The sequence below is a fragment of the Pseudomonas sp. GW460-12-10-14-TSB1 genome (assembly GCF_017349775.1).
Lineage (GTDB): Bacteria > Pseudomonadota > Gammaproteobacteria > Pseudomonadales > Pseudomonadaceae > Aquipseudomonas > Aquipseudomonas piscium.
The window spans coordinates 127,268-147,672 of record NZ_JACNAC010000001.1; the positions used below are offsets into that span (position 1 = coordinate 127,268).

16 protein-coding genes, 1 pseudogene and 1 riboswitch are annotated in these 20,405 nt (G+C 63.3%); of the genes and pseudogenes, 12 read left to right on the forward strand and 5 right to left on the reverse strand.

Annotated features, from left to right (window positions below):
• Window positions 1-26: 26 nt before the first annotated feature.
• Window positions 27-131, forward strand: a riboswitch (TPP riboswitch).
• Between the two features lie 175 nt (window positions 132-306).
• Window positions 307-2,196: a phosphomethylpyrimidine synthase ThiC gene (thiC, locus tag J4D52_RS00550; protein WP_053277181.1), complete on the forward strand. Its 1,890-nt coding sequence runs from the start codon at window positions 307-309 to the stop codon at window positions 2,194-2,196.
• A gap of 129 nt (window positions 2,197-2,325) precedes the next feature.
• Window positions 2,326-3,592: pseudogene (gene cytX / locus J4D52_RS00555) on the forward strand (putative hydroxymethylpyrimidine transporter CytX).
• Here the strand turns inward: cytX and J4D52_RS00560 are convergent.
• On the reverse strand, window positions 3,561-4,307 hold the full coding sequence (locus J4D52_RS00560) for an RsiV family protein (protein WP_102675937.1): 747 nt from the start codon (window positions 4,305-4,307) through the stop codon (window positions 3,561-3,563). The pseudogene cytX and the gene J4D52_RS00560 overlap by 32 nt on opposite strands.
• 223 nt (window positions 4,308-4,530) lie before the next feature.
• Between J4D52_RS00560 and J4D52_RS00565 the strand changes: the two genes are divergently transcribed.
• The 9 genes from J4D52_RS00565 (at window position 4,531) to J4D52_RS00605 (ending at window position 13,844) form a co-directional block, all read left to right on the forward strand.
• Window positions 4,531-5,148: an NUDIX domain-containing protein gene (locus tag J4D52_RS00565; protein WP_102675938.1), complete on the forward strand. Its 618-nt coding sequence runs from the start codon at window positions 4,531-4,533 to the stop codon at window positions 5,146-5,148.
• A complete protein-coding gene (locus J4D52_RS00570; RefSeq protein ID WP_102675939.1) occupies window positions 5,139-5,591 on the forward strand; it encodes a DUF1249 domain-containing protein in 453 nt (150 codons plus the stop codon). The genes J4D52_RS00565 and J4D52_RS00570 overlap by 10 nt, the downstream gene beginning before the upstream one ends.
• Window positions 5,592-5,690: 99 nt before the next feature.
• Window positions 5,691-6,506: a 3',5'-cyclic-AMP phosphodiesterase gene (gene cpdA, locus J4D52_RS00575; RefSeq protein ID WP_053277184.1), complete on the forward strand. Its 816-nt coding sequence runs from the start codon at window positions 5,691-5,693 to the stop codon at window positions 6,504-6,506.
• 116 nt (window positions 6,507-6,622) lie between these two features.
• Window positions 6,623-7,231 (forward strand): YqiA/YcfP family alpha/beta fold hydrolase, encoded by a 609-nt coding sequence (locus tag J4D52_RS00580; RefSeq protein WP_102675940.1) that lies wholly within the window; start codon window positions 6,623-6,625, stop codon window positions 7,229-7,231.
• 42 nt (window positions 7,232-7,273) lie between these two features.
• The gene (gene parE / locus J4D52_RS00585) at window positions 7,274-9,181 is read left to right on the forward strand and encodes a DNA topoisomerase IV subunit B (RefSeq protein WP_016704500.1); all 1,908 of its coding nucleotides are present in this window, start codon (window positions 7,274-7,276) and stop codon (window positions 9,179-9,181) included.
• Window positions 9,181-10,164, forward strand: a complete 984-nt coding sequence (locus J4D52_RS00590) for an esterase-like activity of phytase family protein (protein ID WP_102675941.1) — start codon at window positions 9,181-9,183, stop codon at window positions 10,162-10,164. Before parE ends, J4D52_RS00590 begins: the two co-directional genes overlap by 1 nt.
• Window positions 10,161-10,682: a TIGR02281 family clan AA aspartic protease gene (locus tag J4D52_RS00595; RefSeq protein WP_062823852.1), complete on the forward strand. Its 522-nt coding sequence runs from the start codon at window positions 10,161-10,163 to the stop codon at window positions 10,680-10,682. Before J4D52_RS00590 ends, J4D52_RS00595 begins: the two co-directional genes overlap by 4 nt.
• Before the next feature lie 10 nt (window positions 10,683-10,692).
• A complete protein-coding gene (gene parC / locus J4D52_RS00600) occupies window positions 10,693-12,951 on the forward strand; it encodes a DNA topoisomerase IV subunit A (RefSeq protein ID WP_009041892.1) in 2,259 nt (752 codons plus the stop codon).
• A gap of 179 nt (window positions 12,952-13,130) precedes the next feature.
• Entirely contained in the window at window positions 13,131-13,844 is a 714-nt protein-coding gene (locus J4D52_RS00605) for a membrane integrity-associated transporter subunit PqiC (RefSeq protein WP_025808092.1), read from the forward strand.
• 223 nt (window positions 13,845-14,067) lie between these two features.
• Here the strand turns inward: J4D52_RS00605 and J4D52_RS00610 are convergent, their stop codons facing one another.
• Window positions 14,068-15,612 carry an AhpA/YtjB family protein gene (locus J4D52_RS00610; protein WP_063427990.1) on the reverse strand — a complete coding sequence of 515 codons (1,545 nt, stop codon included), beginning with the start codon at window positions 15,610-15,612 and terminating at the stop codon, window positions 14,068-14,070.
• A 134-nt stretch (window positions 15,613-15,746) separates the two neighbouring features.
• Between J4D52_RS00610 and serB the strand changes: the two genes are divergently transcribed.
• Window positions 15,747-16,961 carry a phosphoserine phosphatase SerB gene (gene serB, locus J4D52_RS00615; protein ID WP_009041895.1) on the forward strand — a complete coding sequence of 405 codons (1,215 nt, stop codon included), beginning with the start codon at window positions 15,747-15,749 and terminating at the stop codon, window positions 16,959-16,961.
• 71 nt (window positions 16,962-17,032) lie between these two features.
• On the opposite strand, the gene asd is transcribed toward serB, so the two are convergent.
• Genes asd through J4D52_RS00630 form a run of 3 tightly spaced genes read right to left on the reverse strand, consistent with a single transcriptional unit; the run spans window position 17,033 to window position 20,308 of the window.
• Complete coding sequence (asd, locus tag J4D52_RS00620; RefSeq protein WP_102675942.1) at window positions 17,033-17,893, reverse strand: archaetidylserine decarboxylase; 861 nt, start codon at window positions 17,891-17,893, stop codon at window positions 17,033-17,035.
• 17 nt (window positions 17,894-17,910) lie between these two features.
• A complete protein-coding gene (rhdA, locus tag J4D52_RS00625) occupies window positions 17,911-18,726 on the reverse strand; it encodes a thiosulfate sulfurtransferase (RefSeq protein WP_063427995.1) in 816 nt (271 codons plus the stop codon).
• A gap of 43 nt (window positions 18,727-18,769) precedes the next feature.
• Window positions 18,770-20,308 (reverse strand): HDOD domain-containing protein, encoded by a 1,539-nt coding sequence (locus J4D52_RS00630; protein ID WP_063427997.1) that lies wholly within the window; start codon window positions 20,306-20,308, stop codon window positions 18,770-18,772.
• Window positions 20,309-20,405: the final 97 nt, after the last annotated feature.

The window sequence follows — 20,405 nt, forward strand, 5'->3', positions numbered from 1 at the left end:
CTGTGCCGGCTTTGTCTAGACTGGCCGGGTTCTTGTCGGGGTGCCTTGCTATGAGGCTGAGATCGGATAATCCGGATCCCGTTGAACCTGATCAGGTTAGCGCCTGCGTAGGGAACAAGATTTCTCGTCACCCGGCGAGTCCTCTTGTGCTTCGTCCGGGATGTTGTTCGACAATCGAACACCCCTCGAGCACCAAGCACTGCACCAGCTGGTTTTCGCCCCTGGCTCCAGCTATGGCTGCGTCCGTTCGTTACAGGTTCGCTCCGACAAAAATCCACTGCCTGGATGCTGTCTGGAGAGCCTGTGATGACTACAAAATTAAAAAACGCTACCCACCTTAGCGAATCGGCCAAGGTCGATGAGCAGTCGGTTCAGCCCTTTACCCGCTCGCAAAAAATCTATGTCCAGGGTTCGCGCCCGGACATCCGCGTGCCGATGCGCGAAATCAGCCTCGACGTGACCCCGACCGACTTCGGCGGCGAGATCAACGCGCCCGTCACCGTCTATGACACCTCCGGCCCCTACACCGACCCCAACGTGGTGATCGACGTGCGCAAAGGCCTGGGCGATGTGCGCTCGGCCTGGATCGACGACCGTGGCGACACCGAGCGCCTGCCCGGCCTGAGCTCCAACTTCGGCCAGGAGCGCCTCGCCGATCCCGAGCTGACCAAGCTGCGCTTCGCCCACGTCAACAATCCGCGTCGGGCCAAGGCCGGGGCCAACGTCAGCCAGATGCACTATGCGCGCAAGGGCATCATCACCGCCGAGATGGAATACGTCGCCATCCGCGAAAACATGAAGCTGCAAGAGGCCCGCGCCGCGGGTCTGCTCGATCAGCAACACGCCGGCCACAGCTTCGGCGCCAGCATCCCGAAAGAAATCACCCCCGAGTTCGTCCGTGAGGAAATCGCCCGCGGTCGCGCGATCATTCCGGCCAATATCAACCACGTCGAACTGGAACCGATGATCATCGGCCGCAACTTCCTGGTGAAGATCAACGGCAACATCGGCAACAGCGCCCTGGGTTCCTCCATCGAGGAAGAGGTGGCGAAGCTGACCTGGGGCATCCGCTGGGGTTCGGACACCGTCATGGACCTGTCCACCGGCAAGCACATCCACGAAACCCGCGAGTGGATCATCCGCAACTCGCCGGTGCCGATCGGTACCGTGCCGATCTACCAGGCGCTGGAGAAGGTCAACGGCGTGGCCGAAGACCTGACCTGGGAGCTGTTCCGCGACACCCTGATCGAGCAGGCGGAGCAGGGCGTCGACTACTTCACCATCCACGCCGGCGTGCTGCTGCGTTATGTGCCGCTGACCGCCAAGCGCGTGACCGGCATCGTTTCCCGCGGTGGTTCGATCATGGCCAAGTGGTGCCTGGCGCATCACAAGGAAAACTTCCTCTACACCCACTTCGACGAAATCTGCGAAATCATGAAGGCCTACGACGTCAGCTTCTCGCTGGGCGACGGCCTGCGTCCGGGCTCGATCGCCGACGCCAACGACGAAGCGCAGTTCGGCGAACTGGAGACCCTCGGCGAGCTGACCAAGATCGCCTGGAAGCATGACGTGCAGTGCATGATCGAAGGTCCGGGCCACGTGCCGATGCAATTGATCAAGGAGAACATGGACAAGCAGCTGGAGTGCTGCGACGAGGCGCCGTTCTACACCCTCGGCCCGCTGACCACCGACATCGCTCCAGGCTACGACCACATCACCTCGGGTATCGGCGCGGCGATGATCGGCTGGTTCGGCTGTGCCATGCTCTGCTACGTGACGCCGAAGGAGCACCTGGGCCTGCCGAACAAGGATGACGTGAAGACCGGGATCATCACCTACAAGATCGCCGCGCATGCTGCGGATCTCGCAAAAGGACACCCGGGCGCGCAGATCCGTGACAACGCACTGTCCAAGGCGCGTTTCGAATTCCGCTGGGAAGACCAGTTCAACCTCGGCCTCGACCCGGACACCGCGCGCGCCTACCACGACGAAACCCTGCCCAAGGATTCGGCCAAGGTCGCGCACTTCTGCTCCATGTGCGGGCCGAAGTTCTGCTCGATGAAAATCACCCAGGAGGTCCGCGAGTACGCGGCCAACCAGCGCATCGAAGCGGTGGACGTGGAGGTCGCCAAGGGGCTGGCGGAGCAGGCCGAACGCTTCAAGCAGGAAGGCAGCCAGCTGTACAAGAAGGTTTGATCCTGCGCAGGTGATCGCTTCGCCAGAAGCGATCACTCCCCCCCGTAGGCGCGGGCAAGTCGGATCGCCGCCCGCTCGCTCCTGCAGGGTCTGGATAGTTTCCCAACCCTGTCCCTTCGAGATGCACCCTTGAACACATCCAGCAGCACTTACTCTCCCGATCTCGCGGTCCCTGCCGAGCAACGTGTATTCGGCGCGCGCGATCTGTTTTCCCTGTGGTTTTCCCTCGGCATCGGCCTGATGGTGTTGCAGACCGGCGCGCTGTTGGCGCCAGGCCTGGGCCTGTCCGGTGCCTTGCTGGCGATTTTTCTCGGCACGGCGGTCGGCGTCTTGCTGCTCGCGGCGGTCGGGGTGATTGGTAGCGATACCGGCCTGTCGTCCATGGCGGCGCTCAAGCTCAGCCTCGGCACTCGCGGCGCGAGCCTGCCGGCCTTGCTCAACCTGCTGCAACTGGTGGGCTGGGGTTCGTTCGAGATCATCGTCATGCGCGATGCCGCCAGCCTGTTGGGCGGCCGTGCGTTCAGCGAAGGCAGCCTGTTGGCCAGTCCCTTGCTCTGGACCCTGTTTTTCGGCGCGCTGGCGACCTTGCTCGCGGTCAGCGGGCCGCTGACCTTTGTGCGCAAGGTCCTGCGCAAGTGGGGCATCTGGTTGCTGTTGGCGGCCTGCCTGTGGCTGACCTGGAACCTGTTCGCCAAGGCCGATCTGGCCGCGCTCTGGGCCCAGGCCGGCGACGGCTCCATGCCGCTCGGCGTGGGGTTCGATATCGCGATCGCCATGCCGTTGTCGTGGTTGCCGCTGATCGCCGACTACTCAAGGTTCGGCAAGCGTGCGCGCAATGTGTTTGGCGGTACGGCGCTGGGGTTCTTTATCGGCAACCTGTGGCTGATGAGCCTGGGCGTGGCCTACACCCTGGCCTTTGCGCCGAGCGGCGAAGTCAACGCTCCTGGGGATTCCTCTGTTGCTGATCCTGCTGGACGAGTCGGAAAACGCCTTTGCCGATATCCATTCGGCCGCGGTCTCCAGCGGCATTCTGCTGCGCCTGAAAGTCGAGCACCTGGCCCTGGCCATCGGCGTGCTCTGCACCCTGATCGCCTGCCTGGCGCCTTTGGCCCAGTATCAGAACTTCCTGCTGCTGATCGGCTCGGTGTTCGCGCCGCTGTTCGGCGTGGTGCTGGTGGATCACTTCATCCTGCGCAAGCGCAGTGCCCAGGTGCTGTCCGTGGGGTGGCGCTGGCCGGCGTTGCTGGCCTGGCTGGGTGGGGTCAGCACTTATCACCTGCTGGCCAACTTCTACCCGGATGTTGGCGCAACCCTGCCGTCACTGGTGCTGGCAGGGTTGCTGCAAGGGCTGCTGGGACGGGCCTTCAGCCACGGCCAGGAAACAGCTCGGGCTTGAGAATGCCGTTCAGGCGGTTGTAAGGGATCTTCAGTTCGATGTGGCCCAGCGCGTAAGGCGCGATCACCGACACGTTGTACTTGAGGATCACGCCGCCGTAGGTCAGCGCCACGTTCGGGGTTTTCTGGAACGGCCAGGTCTTGATGAACTCCGGCTCCTGGTCCAGCTTGGTGCTGATCAGCCAGCTGTTGTGGGCCACCTGGGCGGCTTTCCAGAACGCGGTTTCCTGGCCCGGGCGCAGCATGTCGGACAGGGTCAGCTCCTTGTGCAGCTCGCGGGAGTAATTGATGAAGCCGCGACCGGGCGTGCCATGGGCGCCGCCGGTGTCCAGGTAGCTGGCCAGTTCGATGATCACCAGGCCGTCATGCTGTTCGCGTACCTTGGCTTGCAGGTACATGCTGTTGCGGCTGTCGGCCTCGCGCAGGAACTTCTCCCGATAGGCGCTCAGCGTCGCTGGCACGGCCTGGTCGGCAGTGGTGCGGGTCATCTGCAGCAGGCGCTTTTCAATCAGCGCATCCAGCTGCGGCTCGTCGGCGAAGTGCACGGTGTCGATGTTCACCAGCGGGCAATCCTGATTGCTGCAGCCGGGCTTGATCTGTTCCGACTTGTCGCTGGTGCTTTGCAGGGGCTTTTGATAGCTGGGTTGGAACAGGCTTTGGCAGGCGCCCAGGGTCAGGGCCAGGCAAGCCACGGAAGCGATTTTAAGAAGCGACATGTGCGTCCTTGATAAACCAGAGGTAGGCAAAAGTTACCGGCTTCGACTGCCTGCGGGGCAATCAGTTCGCCACTAAGCTCAATAGAGGCAATTAGATTAGGTTTGCCCCCTTGCCGTCTATCCCGCTGATGGCAAAGGGGCTGCATCATCGGTCACCGGCGCGTTAGGATGGCGCGAAGTCGAGGGGGAGCCTCGGATCGGACAGCAAGAAACGAGGATTGCCATGATGGACTTTGCCAACACCACGCCGACCACTGTCGATATCGTTCGGCGCGAGAAATGCTTCCAGGGTTTTTATCAGCTCGACCGGGTGCAACTGCGCCACGAGCTGTTTGCCGGTGGCATGGGGCGCGAGATCAGTCGTGAAATCTTTGTGCGTCACGATGCTGTCTGCGTCCTGCCGTACGATCCGCAACGCGACGAAGTGGTCTTGATCGAGCAGTTTCGCGTCGGCGCCATGGGGAAGACCGCGAACCCCTGGTTGATCGAACTGGTCGCTGGTCTGATCGACAAGGACGAGCAGCCGGAAGAAGTTGCTCACCGCGAGGCGCAGGAGGAAGCTGGGCTGACATTCTCCGCGCTGTGGCCAATGACCCAGTATTTCCCGTCGCCGGGGGGCAGTACCGAATTCGTGCATCTGTACCTGGGGCGTTGCGACAGCAGCGGTGCCGGTGGCCTGCACGGGCTGGTGGAAGAGGCGGAGGATATCCGCGTGTCGGTCTGGGCTTTCGAAGACGCACTGCAGGCGGTAAGGGATGGGCGGATTTCCAACGCGGCGAGCATTATTGCCTTGCAATGGCTGGCTTTGAACCGCGTTGAAGTGAGGGGGTTATGGTCGTAAACAAAGTGCGCGATCGCTATCGGGTCGATCTCGTGGGGCTGCAAGCGTCCTGCGAGGCCAACTATGCCCGGTTGATGCGCCTGTTGCCCGACATGCGCAACCAGCCGGTGGCGCGGCGGATCGCGGTGACCCAGGGTGACCAGATGCTCGGCGTGCTGGCGCTGGAGGTGCTGCTGGCCTGTCCTTACACCACCACCCTGCAGGTGCGCCAGGAACACAGCCTGCCCTGGCTGCCGGTGCCGCAGCTGGAAGTGCAGGTCTATCACGACGCGCGCATGGCCGAGGTCATCAGTGCCGAGCACGCCCGGCGCTTTCGTGGCATCTATCCGTATCCGAACGCCTTCATGCACCAGCCGGACGAGAAGGCCCAGCTCAATGTGTTTCTCGGCGAATGGCTGAGCCACTGCCTGGCTTACGGTCATGAGTTCGAGGCCGTGCGGTAGATGTGAACTGCGTCCGGTTCGCCGGTTTCCTCTTTTGAATTTCCCCCAGCATAATTGCCTCCATTCCTCACTGCCCGTGACACGCCCTGGGAGGCCGCCTTGCCGAGCGCATCCACTCTGACCACCGACGATCCCGTGTTGCTGGTGCAGCTGTCCGACAGTCATCTGTTCGCCGAAGCGGACGGCACGCTGCTGGGCATGAATACCCGCGACAGCCTGCAGCGGGTGATCGAACTGGTGCTGGAGCAGCAGCCGCGGATCGACCTGATGCTGGCCACGGGCGATCTGTCCCAGGACGGTACGCTGGAGTCCTATCAGCTATTTCGTGACATGACCCGGCAGATTCCGGCGCCGGCGCGCTGGATTCCCGGCAATCACGACGAGCCGCAGATCATGGCGCAGGCGGCGACCCAGAGTTCGTTGCTGGCGCCAGTGGTGGACATCGGCAACTGGCGGATCACCCTGCTCGACTCGGCCGTACCGGGTTCGGTACCGGGCTATCTACAGGACGAACAGCTGCAGTTGCTCGCCAGCGCCTTGAGCGAAGCCCCCGAACGCCATCATTTGGTGTGCCTGCATCATCATCCGGTCTCCATCGGTTGTGCCTGGATGGAGCCCATCGGGCTGCGCAATCCGCACGCGTTGTTCGCCGTGCTGGAGCGCTTTCCGCAGGCGCGCGCGGTGCTCTGGGGCCATGTGCATCAGGAAATCGACCGTCAGCAGGGGCCTTTGCGCCTGCTGGCGTCGCCCTCGACCTGCATTCAGTTCGAGCCGGGCAGCGAGGATTTCAAGGTCGGCGAAACCGCGCCGGGTTATCGCTGGCTGCGCCTGCTGCCCGATGGGCGCCTGGAAACCGGTGTCGAGCGGGTCACCGGCTTCGACTTCGAGGTCGATTACGGCAGCGACGGCTACTGATTCCGGCCCGGGGCCGCAGTCCGAGGCGGCAGGACAAAGGGATACACCTGAACACAAGTCAAGCGGCGATACACCCTGTAAACTGCGCCTTTTTGCACGATGCAAAGGGAGTGCGCATGTCCGGTTCGATCCTGTATATCCACGGCTTCAACAGCGCGCCGGCGTCGAAGAAGGCCAGCCAGTTGATCGCTGTCATGGAGGCGATCGGCCGCGGAGAACAGTTGCGCGTGCCGGCCCTGCATCATCATCCGCGCGAGGCCATTGGCCAGTTGGAACAGGCGATTGCCGAACTCGGACGGCCGCTGCTGGTCGGCAGCTCTCTCGGCGGCTACTATGCCACTCACCTTGCCGAGCGCCATGGCCTGAAAGCCCTGCTGATCAACCCCGCGGTCAGTCCGCACCGGATGTTCGACGGTTTTCTGGGCACGCAGACCAACCTCTATACCGGGGAAACCTGGGAATTGACCCACGACCACGTGACGGCCCTGGCCGAACTGGAAGTGCCGGCGCCCCAGGACCCGCAGCGGTTCCAGGTCTGGCTGCAGACAGGTGACGAGATGCTGGACTATCGCAGCGCCCAGCTGTATTACCGAGCCTGTGCCTTGCGCATCCAGGCCGGCGGCGACCATAGTTTCCAGGGTTTTGCCGGACAATTGCCGGCGTTGTTGAATTTTGCCGGCATCGGCCCGGATCAGTACCAGGCGATCGATTTCACCTCGCTGTGAACCCTCGCTTCTATTTCATTGAACGACTAACGACGAGACCCCATGGCCACTCCCAGCGCTAGCTCTTATAACGCAGACGCCATCGAAGTCCTCTCGGGCCTCGACCCGGTGCGCAAACGCCCGGGCATGTACACCGACACCACCCGGCCGAACCACCTCGCCCAGGAAGTCATCGACAACAGTGTCGACGAAGCCCTGGCGGGGCACGCGAAGTCGATCCAGGTCATCCTGCATGCCGATCATTCCCTGGAAGTGTCCGATGACGGTCGCGGCATGCCGGTGGACATTCACCCCGAAGAGGGCGTGTCCGGTGTCGAGCTGATCCTCACCAAGCTCCATGCGGGCGGCAAGTTTTCCAACAAGAACTACCAGTTCTCCGGCGGTCTGCACGGGGTGGGTATTTCCGTGGTCAACGCCCTCTCGACCCAGGTGCGGGTGCGGGTCAAGCGTGACGGCAACGAATACCAGATGACCTTCGCCGACGGCTTCAAGGCCACCGAACTGGAAGTGGTTGGCAGCGTCGGCAAGCGCAATACCGGGACCAGCGTGTACTTTGCCCCGGACCCGAAATACTTCGATTCGCCAAAATTCTCCGTCAGCCGCCTCAAGCATGTGCTCAAGGCCAAGGCCGTGTTGTGCCCGGGGCTGCTGGTCAGCTTCGAAGACAAAGGCACCGGCGAGAAGGTCGAGTGGCATTACGAAGACGGCCTGCGTTCCTATCTGGTGGACGCGGTCAGCGAATTCGAACGCCTGCCGACCGAACCTTTCTGCGGCAGTCTGGCGGGTAACAAGGAAGCGGTGGACTGGGCCCTGCTGTGGTTGCCGGAAGGTGGCGACAGCGTGCAGGAAAGCTACGTCAACCTGATCCCGACCGCCCAGGGCGGTACCCACGTCAATGGCTTGCGCCAGGGCCTGCTGGACGCCATGCGCGAGTTCTGCGAATTCCGTAACCTGCTGCCGCGCGGCCTGAAGCTGGCGCCGGAAGACGTCTGGGAACGCATCGCCTTCGTGCTGTCGATGAAGATGCAGGACGCGCAGTTCTCCGGCCAGACCAAGGAGCGCCTGTCGTCCCGTGAGGCGGCCGCCTTCGTTTCGGGCGTGGTCAAGGATGCGTTCAGCCTGTGGCTCAACGCCAACCCGGAACTGGGCATGCAACTGGCGGAGCTGGCCATCAGCAACGCCGGTCGTCGCCTCAAGGCCAGCAAGAAGGTCGAGCGCAAGCGCATTACCCAGGGCCCGGCACTGCCAGGCAAGCTGGCGGACTGCGCCGGCCAGGACCCGATGCGTTCCGAGCTGTTCCTGGTGGAAGGTGATTCCGCCGGTGGTTCGGCCAAGCAGGCGCGGGACAAGGAGTTCCAGGCGATCCTGCCGCTGCGCGGCAAGATCCTCAACACCTGGGAAGTCGATGGCAGCGAAGTCCTGGCCAGCCAGGAAGTGCACAACATCGCTGTGGCCATCGGGGTCGACCCGGGCGCCGAGGACATGAGCCAGCTGCGCTACGGCAAGATCTGCATCCTTGCCGACGCCGACTCTGACGGCTTGCACATCGCGACGCTGCTCTGCGCGCTGTTCGTCCAGCATTTCCGTCCGCTGGTGGATGCCGGTCACGTCTATGTGGCGATGCCGCCGCTGTACCGCATCGACCTGGGCAAGGAGATCTACTACGCCCTCGACGAAGCCGAGCGCGACGGCATCCTCGATCGCCTGGTGGCCGAGAAGAAGCGGGGCAAGCCGCAGGTCACCCGATTCAAGGGCCTGGGTGAAATGAACCCGCCGCAACTGCGCGAAACCACCATGGACCCGAACACCCGGCGCCTGGTGCAGTTGACCCTCGGTGAGGACTTCGCCGCGACTTCGGAAATGATGGACATGCTGCTGGCGAAGAAACGCGCCGGCGATCGCAAGAGCTGGCTGGAGTCCAAGGGCAACCTGGCCGAGGTTCTGGCCTGATGCGCAGAGGCTTTGCCCTGGCGTTACTGCTATTGGCAACCTCGGCGATGGCCGACCCCTTGCCCGAGTTGAGGCTGCTGGCCGAGCATCCTGTGGACGGCATGCGCGGCGGCAACCTGTCGGGACTGGCGTTGTGCGGCAAGGAGCTGTGGACGGTCTCCGACCGCGACGATGACCAGATCTATCGGCTCGATACCAGCGACCGGGTCTGGCAGGCCGAAACTGTGCGCATCGACGTGCCGCCGGTGCCGGACAGCGGTTTGCCCTGGGGCTTGAACTCACGCACCTGGGTCGCTTCGTTCGTGCGTGGCGGCGACCTGGATTTCGAGGGCATCACCTGCGACAGCGCCGGCAACAAGTATGTGGTCAGCGAATCCCATGCGGCGGTGTTGCAGCTGGCGCCGACGGGTTCGGCCGCCTGGTTGAAGATTTCGCCGATCATGGTGCGCGAGGCGCGGGCCAGCGGTATGTTGCTGCACTTCAATGCCTTGTTCGAAGGCCTGGCGGTCAACCCGGCCGGCGACAAGATCTGGCTGGCCGCCGAGCGCGAGCGCCGCGGGCTGCTGTTGATCAAGCGCCAGCAGAGTGTCTGGGACTGCGATGGCGGCTGTGTGCTGCTCAGCGAGGCCGGGCTGGAAATGCAGCCCCCGCAGATGCCCAAGGCCAAGGCGGTGTCCCGGGATTTCGCCGACCTGTCGCTGTTCGAGGGCAAGTTGTTCACCCTCGAGCGCAATGCGTTTCAGGTCTGTCGTCGTGATGCGTCGACGGCCAAGGTCGAGCGTTGCTGGTCGTTTGCCGCCGAGGCGTTGCAGGAACACCGGCGTTATCCACAGGACTATGGCCTGACCGAGGCGCTGGTGGTGGATGCCGAGGGCGCCTGGATTGGTGTGGATAACAACACCGGAGCCCGTGCAGACGGTGAAAAACGCCCGATCATCTGGCGCTTCGCCGCGCCCGAGGGCGGTTGGGGGGGCAAGCCGTGAGTCAGCAGCCACCGGGCAAACGTGCCGGGCGCGTGCTGCTGGTGCTGGCCTGGGGCGCCGGGCTGTTCCTGGCGACACGGTTTTTCGGCGAGTGGGAACAGCGTCAGGAGAACCCCAATGCTGTCGTCACTTCGCAACAACATGAGGGTTACATCGAAGTGAAACTGGTCGGCAACGGCCAGGGGCATTTCGTCGCCAGCGGCCAGATCAACGGCCAGCCGGTGAATTTCATGCTCGATACCGGAGCGACCGATGTGTCGATCCCGTCCGGGCTGGCCGAGCGTCTCGGCCTGGAGAAGGGCGCCCCGGTGACCCTGAGTACCGCCAACGGTCGTAGCGAGGGTTATCGAACCCGCCTCGACCGCCTGCAGTTGGGCGATATCGTCCTGCGGGATGTCCGTGCGCTGGTCGCGCCGGGCCTGGGCGGCGAGCAGGTGTTGCTGGGCATGAGCGCTTTGAAAAAACTTGAATTTACCCAGCGCGGCGGCACCTTGCTGCTGCGCCAGACAACGAACTGATGAGGCCCGCATGAGCGACTCCCTGGATCTCAGCCTGGATGGCGTAGAACGCCGATCGCTGGCTGACTTCACCGAAAATGCCTACCTCAACTACTCCATGTACGTGATCATGGACCGTGCTTTGCCGCATATCGGCGACGGCCTGAAACCGGTACAGCGGCGTATCGTCTACGCCATGAGTGAGCTGGGGCTGGATGCCGATTCCAAGCACAAGAAGTCCGCCCGTACGGTCGGTGACGTGCTGGGTAAGTTCCACCCCCACGGCGACTCGGCCTGCTACGAAGCCATGGTGCTGATGGCGCAGCCTTTCAGCTACCGCTACACCCTGGTGGATGGCCAGGGTAACTGGGGTGCGCCGGACGATCCCAAGTCCTTCGCCGCCATGCGTTACACCGAAGCGCGCCTGTCGCGTTATTCCGAAGTCCTGCTCAGCGAGCTGGGCCAGGGGACCGCGGACTGGGGGCCGAACTTCGACGGTACCTTGCAGGAACCCCTGGTATTGCCGGCACGTTTGCCGAACATCCTGCTCAATGGCACTACCGGTATCGCCGTGGGTATGGCCACTGACGTACCGCCGCACAACCTGCGCGAAGTCGCCACGGCCTGCGTGCGCCTGCTGGATGAGCCCAAGGCCACGGTCGAACAGCTCTGCGAGCACATTCAGGGCCCGGACTACCCGACCGAAGCGGAAATCATCACGCCACGCGCGGATCTGCTGAAAATCTATGAAACCGGTCGCGGTTCGGTGCGCATGCGTGCCGTCTATCGCATCGAGGATGGCGACATCATCGTCACCGCGCTGCCGCACCAGGTGTCCGGCGCCAAGGTGCTGGAACAGATCGCCGCGCAGATGCAGGCCAAGAAGCTACCGATGGTCGCTGACCTGCGTGACGAGTCGGACCACGAACACCCCTGCCGGATCGTGATCATTCCACGCTCCAACCGGGTCGACCCCGACGAGCTGATGCAGCACCTGTTTGCGACCACCGAGCTGGAATCCAGCTACCGGGTCAACGTCAACATCATCGGCCTGGACGGCAAGCCGCAACTGAAGAACCTGCGCGCCCTGCTGGTGGAATGGCTGGAGTTCCGCGTACTGACGGTGCGCCGCCGCCTGCAGTTCCGCCTGGACAAGGTCGAGCGTCGCCTGCACCTGTTGGACGGCTTGCTGATCGCCTACCTCAACCTGGATGAAGTGATCCACATCATTCGTACCGAGGACCAGCCGCGGGCCAAGCTGATCGAGCGTTTCGCCCTGAGCGAAGTGCAGGCCGACTACATCCTCGATACCCGCCTGCGTCAGTTGGCGCGTCTGGAAGAGATGAAGTTGCGCGCCGAGCAGGACGAATTGCTCAAGGAGCAGGCCAAGCTGCAAGCCCTGCTCAACAGCGAAGCCAAGCTGAAGAAACTGGTGCGCACCGAATTGCTGCAGGACGCTGAAACCTATGGCGACGACCGTCGTTCGCCAATCGTCGAGCGCGCCGAGGCCAAGGCCTTGTCGGAAAACGAGCTGATGCCGACCGAGCCGGTCACCATCGTTCTGTCGGAAAAAGGTTGGGTACGCTGCGCCAAAGGGCATGATATCGACGCCACGGGCCTGTCCTACAAGGCTGGCGACGGCTTCAAGACCTCGGCCATCGGGCGTTCCAACCAGTTCGCGGTGTTTATCGATTCCACCGGGCGCAGTTATTCGGTGGCGGCACATACGCTGCCATCGGCCCGTGGCCAGGGTGAGCCGCTGACCGGACGCCTGACGCCACCACCTGGCGCCAGTTTCGAATGCGTACTGCTGCCGGACGACGAGGCGCTGTACGTGATCGCGTCCGACGCGGGTTACGGCTTCGTGGTCAAGGGCGAGGATCTGCAAGCCAAGAACAAGGCCGGCAAGGCGCTGTTGAGCCTGCCGAACAACGCCAAGGTGTTGTTGCCGCGGCCGGTGAGCGATCGTGAACAGAACTGGCTGGCATCGGTGACCACCGAAGGGCGTTTGCTGGTGTTCAAGATCAGCGACCTGCCGCAGTTGGGCAAAGGCAAGGGCAACAAGATCATCGGGATTCCGGGTGAGCGAGTGGCCAGCCGCGAGGAGTACGTGACCGATATCGCGGTACTGCCGGAAGGCGCGACATTGGTGTTGCAGGCCGGAAAACGTACCCTGTCGCTCAAGGCCGATGACCTTGAGCACTACAAGGGTGAGCGCGGTCGCCGGGGTAACAAATTGCCGCGAGGCTTCCAGCGAGTGGATGCGTTGTTGGTAGAAACTCTCAATTGATGCGGTCTAGAGCGTCCGATCTGCGATTTAACCGGTAGATCGGCGCTACAACACTGGAGTCATGGCGCATATTCACGGATGATATGCGCTTTCAAGCGCCGGCGTGGCTGAGCGTTATTCAGGGTTATTTTGAGTATTTACACTGTGGCTAGCCTTGTGGCCGCCACCTGGATGGGATGATGACTGCTCTGCGCCTTCCTCTTGTTTTCTTGCTCGCTGGCGTTCTTGGCCTGGCGGGTTGCAGCGTACACCAGCCGGTGTCGCTGTATCAGCTGGACAGCGGAAGTCCAGCTCAACCGGCGCAAAGTGCCGGTATGGCCGTATTGCTGGGCCCGGTACTGGTTGCCGACTATCTGCAACGTGAAACCTTGCTGCAACGTCAGAGCGACGGCAGCCTGCAGGCTTCGACCGACGGTCGTTGGGCGGGCAGCCTGTCTTCCGATATCGATCAGTTGCTGTTGCGTCAGGTCGCTGGCCAGCTGGACAGCCAGCGTGTAGTGCTGGCGCCGGCAAGTACCGGCTTCACCCCGGATGTGCAGGTGCTGCTGTCGATCACTCGCCTGGATTCGGGCGCGTCGCAACCGGCGGTTCTCGATGCGCAATGGCGCCTGATCGATCGCCGTGGGCAGGTTCGCGACAACCGTATCGTTCATCTGCAGGAACAACATGCTGGCACCACCGCATCCCAGGTCCAGGCCCAGGGTGTGTTGCTGCAACGCCTGGCCGAGCAGCTGTCGGGTGCCCTCAAGCCGCTGGCCAACCAGCCTACGGTAGCCGAGGTGCCACGCAAGGCAGCGCCTGCGCCGGCGGCCAAACCGGTCGAGCAGGAGAAGCAGCCAAAGATTCCGATGGCCACGCCAATCCGCACGGATATGGAAGTGTTCCGCTTTTGAGTGTTGCGGTTCCAGGACAAAGCCCGCTGATCAGCGGGCTTTGTCGTTTCTGGAGAGTTGTTCGGTAGCTCGGGCGCTCTGCGGTGTTATGCAGATTGCTATCGCGGGCAAGCCTCGCTCCTACAGAAGCAGGTAGGTGCGAGGCTTGCCCGCGATGGCGTTAGCCCGATCAACGCCCAACAAAAAGCCCGCATCGCTGCGGGCTTTTTGTTGGGCGGCTGGCTTACAGCTTGGCCCGGGTCTCGTGCATGCGCGCCAGTTGCCGCTCCAGCATCGATGGATAAGGCTCCATCAGGCGCTCGACGCAGCAGGCGCCTTCCGGGCTGGCGATCGGACGGATGCGCGCGCGCTGACGAATCAGAGCATCGTCGTTGATCTTGCGCTCGACCAGCAGCAGGTTGCGGCTGTGCTGGGACAGTGCCAGGGCGTCCTGGGCGGTCTCGGTCAGCAGCAGATCAATCTGGCTCAAGCCGAACAGCTCTTCGCCCAGGGTCAGGCCCAGTTGCAGCTGCAGGGTGATGCCGCTGTCGGCCACTTCGATTTGCAGGGCGTGGCCCAAGGCGCGCAGCAGTTCGCCGCAGCAGATGGCGTTGGTCAGGTAGTCGTCGCCGCTGTCTTCGCTGTGGAACAGCATCAGCGTGCTGCCATCGTTCAGGGTGTGCAGTTCGCTCTGGTACAGCGAGGCGGCCTGGTCGAGGCAATCGCGATAACGTTCCAGCAATTCCGTCAGGCGGGCGCGGGGCAGGCGGCGCAGTTGCTCCTGGGCGCCCAGTTGCACGGCCAGTACCGCGCTGTGCTGCGGTTGTGCCGGTACCGCGGGTTTTACGATCGGCTTGGCAGCGGTCGCGGTGGACGAGCTATCGCGAAGATCGGCGAATGGGTCTTCATCGTCGGCCAGATCCTCTTCGGCATTGACCACGTGCCGCGGTGCGGGCTTGAGGCCGGCCACGGGAGCGCTTTCATCGAAGCTTGGGTCACGCAGGTTGCGCACTTCGAAGGTCGGTTCCGCGTCTTCGCTGTCGTCGTAGTCGGTGTCGTCGATCTCGGCTTCCGGTTCGGGCTCCGGCTCGACCTTCTCCGGCGCGAAGCTGGCGTGCAGCTGGCGCGCCAGGTCGCCGATCTCGTCCTGGCGCTGGGTGGCCGGGGTGTGTTCGTCGATATCTCGCAGCCAGACCCGCAGTTGCATCAGCGGCGTGGAGATGTGCCGCCCCAGGCGCAGGCTCAAGGCCAGGGCCAAGGCCAGCAGGATGGCGCTGAGAATGCCCATGCTCTGCAAGCTGATGGTCATCGGCTGCTGGAATTGTTCCATGTCCAGGCTGATGCGCAGGTTGCCCGCTGTCACGTCCTGGAAGGTGATCTTGGTCTGGTAGACGCCTTCGGTTTCACCCAGCAGGCTGCTTTTCGGGCGCTGACCGGCTTCGGCGAGGATGCGGTTGTCCACGCTGTAGATCGCCGCGTGGGCCACCAGCGGGTTCTTGGTCAGGTTATTCAGCAGCACGTTGAGGCTGAGGATGTCGTTGGACACCAACAACTCGGTGGCCGAGGTCGCGGTCTGGGTGGTCAGGCTCTGACCCAGGGCGTCGGCTTGCTCGTGCATGGCCTGCTTGAACTGCAGCCCCATCACGCAGGCATAGATCACCAGGGCCAGGGCGACCAGGATCACGTTATGGCTGGCAATGCGCAATGCAATCGGTACACGGCGATGACGCAGTGCACGGAAGATCAGCAGGAAGAAGTTATCGGTTTTAACTGGCGTGGGCCGGTTCACTGAGCTCGGCTCTTTTGTCCGTGAAGTTGAGGCGCAGTATAGCGACAGGCCCTAGACCGGCAAAGCGCTGGCTGTGCCCGATGGTCACTGAAAGTGGGTAGAATGCGGTTTTTTTCCACCTGCGGGGGTGCGCCTTGCGCGAAATCGTCCTGATAAACATCACTGGTGAGGACCGTCCGGGCCTCACTGCGGCCATTACCGGCGTTCTGGCCCAGGGTGGTGTGAACATTCTCGACATCGGTCAGGCGGTGATCCACGACACTCTGTCGTTCGGCATCCTGGTTGAAATTCCGGACAACGAGCAGAGCTCGTCGGTGCTCAAGGACATCCTGTTCACCGCCTATGAGCTGGACCAGCAGGTCCGTTTCACGCCGGTTTCCGAAGAGGATTACCAGCAATGGGTCGGTGGCCAGGGCAAGAAGCGCCATATCGTCACCTTGCTGACCCGCAAGGTCACCGCCGAGCAGTTGCAGCGCGTCAGTTCGATCACCGCCAAGTACGGCTTGAACATCGACCACATCGATCGCCTCTCCGGGCGCATGCCGCTGGACACCCCGGCCGACAAGGGCAAGGGTTGCATCGAGTTCTCCGTGCGTGGCGAAGCGGCCGATCCGCAGGCGTTGCGTGCCGAGTTTCTGAGCGTTGCCCAGGAGCTGAACGTCGATATCGCCTTCCAGGAAGACTCGCTGTTCCGTCGTAACCGCCGCCTGGCGGTGTTCGACATGGACTCGACGCTGATCGAGGCGGAAGTCATCGACGAGCTGGCCAAGGCGGCCGGCGTGGGTGACCGGGTGGCGGAAATCACCGAGCGGGCCATGGCCGGCGAGCTGGATTTCCGGGCCAGCTTCAAGGAACGCCTGGCCTTGCTCCAGGGCCTGGACATCAAGGTGCTGGACTCCATCGGCGCATCGCTGCGCCTGACCGAAGGGGCCGAGACCCTGTTCGCCGAACTCAAGCGCCTGGGCTACAAGACCGCGATCCTGTCGGGTGGCTTCACCTACTTCGCCAAGCAATTGCAGGCCAAGCTGGGGATCGACTACGTATTCGCCAACGAGCTGGAAGTGGTCGACGGCAAGGTGACCGGTGTCGCGGTCGAGCCGATTGTCGATGCCCAGCGCAAGGCCGATCTGCTGCGTGAGCTGGCCGCCAAGGAAGGATTGCGCCTGGAGCAGACCATCGCGGTCGGCGACGGCGCCAACGATCTGCCGATGCTGGCGATCGCCGGCCTGGGCGTGGCCTTCCGCGCCAAGCCGCTGGTCAAGCAGTCGGCCAAGCAGGCGATCTCCACCCTGGGCCTGGATGGCGTGCTTTATCTGCTGGGCTTTCGCGATCGCGACGGCCAGCTCTGAGCCGAATCCAAGGCAAAAAAAACGCCGCGATCTGCGGCGTTTTTTTATGTCCAGCTTTTTATGCCCAAAGCTCAGGCCTTGGGTAGGCCCATGCCTTGGCCCACCTGTACTGGCGAGCCGGCCGCCAGTTCTTCGGCCCACTGCACTTGCTCCGGCCCGAACAACACGATCGCGGTGGAGCCCAGCTTGAAGCGGCCCAATTCGGCGCCTTTTTCCAGGTGGATCGGTGCGCGGGCGGCTTCGTCGTAGCGCACTGTCTTCAGTTCGCGCTTCGGCGGAGTCACCAGGCCGGCCCAGACGGTTTCGATCGAGGCCACGATCATCGCGCCCACCAGTACCACGGCCATCGGGCCGCGCTCGGTATCGAAAACGCACACCACACGCTCGTTGCGGGCGAACAGTTCCGGCATGTTTTCCGCGGTGGTCTGGTTGACCGAGAAGATCCGACCCGGCACGTAGACCATTTCCCGCAGGGTGCCGGCCAGCGGCATGTGCACGCGGTGGTAGTCCTTCGGCGACAGGTAGATGGTGGCAAAATCGCCGCCCATGAACGGGGCTGCCAGGGCCGAATCGCCACCCAGCAGTTCCAGCACGCTGAAGCTATGACCCTTGGCCTGGAACACCCGACCGTGTTCGATCGGGCCGAGCTGGCTGACCGCGCCGTCGGCCGGGCTGAGGATCGCGCCCGGAGTCTGGTCCAGCGGGCGGGCGCCGTCTTTCAGGGCACGGGTGAAGAAGGCATTGAAGTGCTCATAGGCGGTCAGGTCTTCCACCAGCGCTTGCGACATGTCCACCTGATAACGCTTGGCGAACCAGGCGGTGAAGGCATTCTTGAACCAGCGCACACGACACTCGGCGATGCAGCCGGCCAGGCGCGACAGCAGGTGGTGAGGCAGCAGGTACTGGCTGAGGATAAACAAACGCTTTTTCATTAACTGTCCTTAAACCTTTAAATCTCTACGGGCGTGTCAGGGTGGTTGCCCCATTCGCCCCAGGAACCGGCATAGCCTTTGACCCGCGGATAACCGAGCGCCTTGGCCACCAGATAGGTGAAGCCAGAGCGATGGTGAGTCTGGCAGTGGGTAATCACTTCTTTGTCTTTGCTGATGCCGAGCTGTTCGAGGATCTGCGGTATGTCGCCGCGGATCCGCAGGTTGCGCGCCTGGTCCATGCCGGCGGTCCACTCGAAGTTGATCGCGCCTGGAATATGCCCACCCTTGGCGGCGAGGACTTTCTCCCCTGAGTACTCCAATGGGCCGCGAGCATCCCAGATTGCCAGGTCGGCCGCGCCAAGACGGCTTTGCAGGTATTCGCGGGTGGCGGTCGGCTCGTCGTGCAGGGTCAGGGCGACAGGGCCGCCGACGGCTGCCGGGACTTCATTCGAGACCGGCAGGCCGTCCGCCAGCCAGGCCAGCAGCCCGCCGTCCAGGTAGTGGTAGCGGGAGTGGCCGATGACATCCAGCAACCAGATGAAGCGCCCGGCCCAGCCGCCGCCTTCGTCGTCGTAGACCACGTAGAGCGCGTCCGGGTTATGCCCCAGTTCGCCGAACAGGGCTTCGAGGGCCGCCTGTGGCGGCATCAGCCCTGGCGCCGGCGCCTGACCGAGTTGGGTGCGTTTGGGGTCGACGAAACGCGCGCCGGGGATGTGGCCCGCGGCATAGCGGGCGGCGCTGGTCAGGTCCACCAGGATCAGTTCGCGGGCGTCCAGGCGAGGGAGCAGGTCGCTCGGCTCGATCACCAGCGGCAAGCCAGAGAAGTCAGGCATGTGAGGTCTCCAGGGCACAAAGGGAGGGATTGTAGCGCAAGCGTCAGCGGCTGCGGTTGGTAAAGCTGTGCAGGGCCTTTTCGATGCACTGGGCGGTCTTGCCGAACGCCTGTACGGAGATTTCCGAGAAGGGCTGGCCGCCCTGGTCGGCGACGATCAGCATGATCACCCGGCCATTGCTAGGTACCGAGCGCATCAGCAGGTGCTCGCCACGAAACAGCGTGCGCAGGCTGGCGGGCAGGCGGGCGGAGAACTGGGCGTTGTTGGTCGGCGTCAGGCGTACTTGCGCCGGGGCGTCCAGCAGCCGCTGCAATACGCTGCTCTGGTCGATCGTCAGCATCAGGCTCGAGGCTTGCGCGGGCAGCCCGGCGATCTGATGCACCCGCAACTGGGTCCGGGTGCGGTCGATCATCAACAGCATCACCCGGCGCATGCCGCACGCCACCAGGGCGTCGCGGGCAAAGGTGGTCAGGTGCATGGCGTTGCTGAAGCGGCTGGGTTCCACCAGCAGTTCGCTGCACTGCTTGCGCCATTTGGCCAGGTCTTCGGCGGTTGGCGCGGCGACCGGGAGCTCGCCGCGATGCACACGCCGGGCCTCCCAGGGCCAGAGCAGTGCCTCGGCCGGGTGCCACAGGTCGGGCATATGGTGATGCCGGGCACTCTGCGCGGCTTGCTGGTGCAACTGTTGTTGCAGCTCGTCCATCGACATCTGCAGGTACAGGCTGGTCAGGTATTGCCAGCGCATGCAGTGCGGGCCGGTCCAGGACTCTTGCGCCGAAAGGGCCAGGGCGTTGGCCAGCAATACACTGTTGGCCGGCTGGTTCAGCCAGCGCTGCAGGGCCGGATCGGCATCCAGGCATTGTTGCTGGTGCAGTGGATGGGCGTTGTCCCGGGCGATATGCAGAGCCTTGACCAACTGGTCCTGCTCGTCGATCAGCAGGCGGTAGCCTTGCTGTACCCAGATCGGCAGGTGCCAGACCTCCACCAGGGCCTGGCCCAGCTGAAGCAGGCCGACGCCGAACAGTTGCTGCTCGACCTCCTGGGCCGGTTCGGCCTTGTGGACGACACGCAACTCCCACTCTTCGAGCAGTTTTGGATAGGTCAGCGCCAAGGGCCACAGCGGCGAGAGAAACAGCAGGCTGCCCCAGTGAATGTCCTGCCAGAGCCTGGCCAGGCGCCCGGCGAAAAAACCGTTGGCCTGTTGGGTCGCGTGCTGGCTGATCAGTTGCAGCTGGCGCAGCCCGACCGGGATCTCCTGCTCGGGCTGGGCAGGCAGGCGGGCGAGCAATTCTTCGGTACGCGCGAGGCCCAGGCGGTTGAGGGCGATCTCGAGGTTTTCGGCCGGCTCGCTCATGCTGCCGTGGGTGTGGCGATTGGCTTCGCGAATCACGCTCAGGGCCAGCGCGGGGCTGTCCTGCATCAGGTCGGCAATGTCGCGCAGCGAGCTGCGATTGTCCCTGATGGCTTGGCAGACCCTATCGTGGCTGGCTTGCGGCACCGGCAAGCGGACCGCGTCAAGCAGCTTTATCCAGGATTCAAGGGAGTGGGGGGCGGTAGTTGGGACTGTCGTTTCATTAGACATGGCTGGGCGCAATCATCGTCTGCTGTAACACGCCCAGAGCGGGCCAAACTGGCTTTTCGCCTTAACGGCCTATAGTCTGGCGCAGTTTTGCCGATAA

Excerpts from the sequence above, each read along its gene's own strand:
- J4D52_RS00580 (WP_102675940.1), top strand. The coding sequence starts at position 6,623 with ATGTCCGGTTCGATCCTGTATATCCACGGCTTCAACAGCGCGCCGGCG.
- parC (WP_009041892.1), top strand. The coding sequence starts at position 10,693 with ATGAGCGACTCCCTGGATCTCAGCCTGGATGGCGTAGAACGCCGATCG.
- asd (WP_102675942.1), bottom strand. The coding sequence starts at position 17,893 with ATGAAAAAGCGTTTGTTTATCCTCAGCCAGTACCTGCTGCCTCACCAC.
- J4D52_RS00590 (WP_102675941.1), top strand. The coding sequence starts at position 9,181 with ATGCGCAGAGGCTTTGCCCTGGCGTTACTGCTATTGGCAACCTCGGCG.
- J4D52_RS00570 (WP_102675939.1), top strand. The coding sequence starts at position 5,139 with ATGGTCGTAAACAAAGTGCGCGATCGCTATCGGGTCGATCTCGTGGGG.
- J4D52_RS00605 (WP_025808092.1), top strand. The coding sequence starts at position 13,131 with ATGACTGCTCTGCGCCTTCCTCTTGTTTTCTTGCTCGCTGGCGTTCTT.
- thiC (WP_053277181.1), top strand. The coding sequence starts at position 307 with ATGACTACAAAATTAAAAAACGCTACCCACCTTAGCGAATCGGCCAAG.
- J4D52_RS00630 (WP_063427997.1), bottom strand. The coding sequence starts at position 20,308 with ATGTCTAATGAAACGACAGTCCCAACTACCGCCCCCCACTCCCTTGAA.
- rhdA (WP_063427995.1), bottom strand. The coding sequence starts at position 18,726 with ATGCCTGACTTCTCTGGCTTGCCGCTGGTGATCGAGCCGAGCGACCTG.
- J4D52_RS00565 (WP_102675938.1), top strand. The coding sequence starts at position 4,531 with ATGATGGACTTTGCCAACACCACGCCGACCACTGTCGATATCGTTCGG.
- J4D52_RS00560 (WP_102675937.1), bottom strand. The coding sequence starts at position 4,307 with ATGTCGCTTCTTAAAATCGCTTCCGTGGCTTGCCTGGCCCTGACCCTG.
- parE (WP_016704500.1), top strand. The coding sequence starts at position 7,274 with ATGGCCACTCCCAGCGCTAGCTCTTATAACGCAGACGCCATCGAAGTC.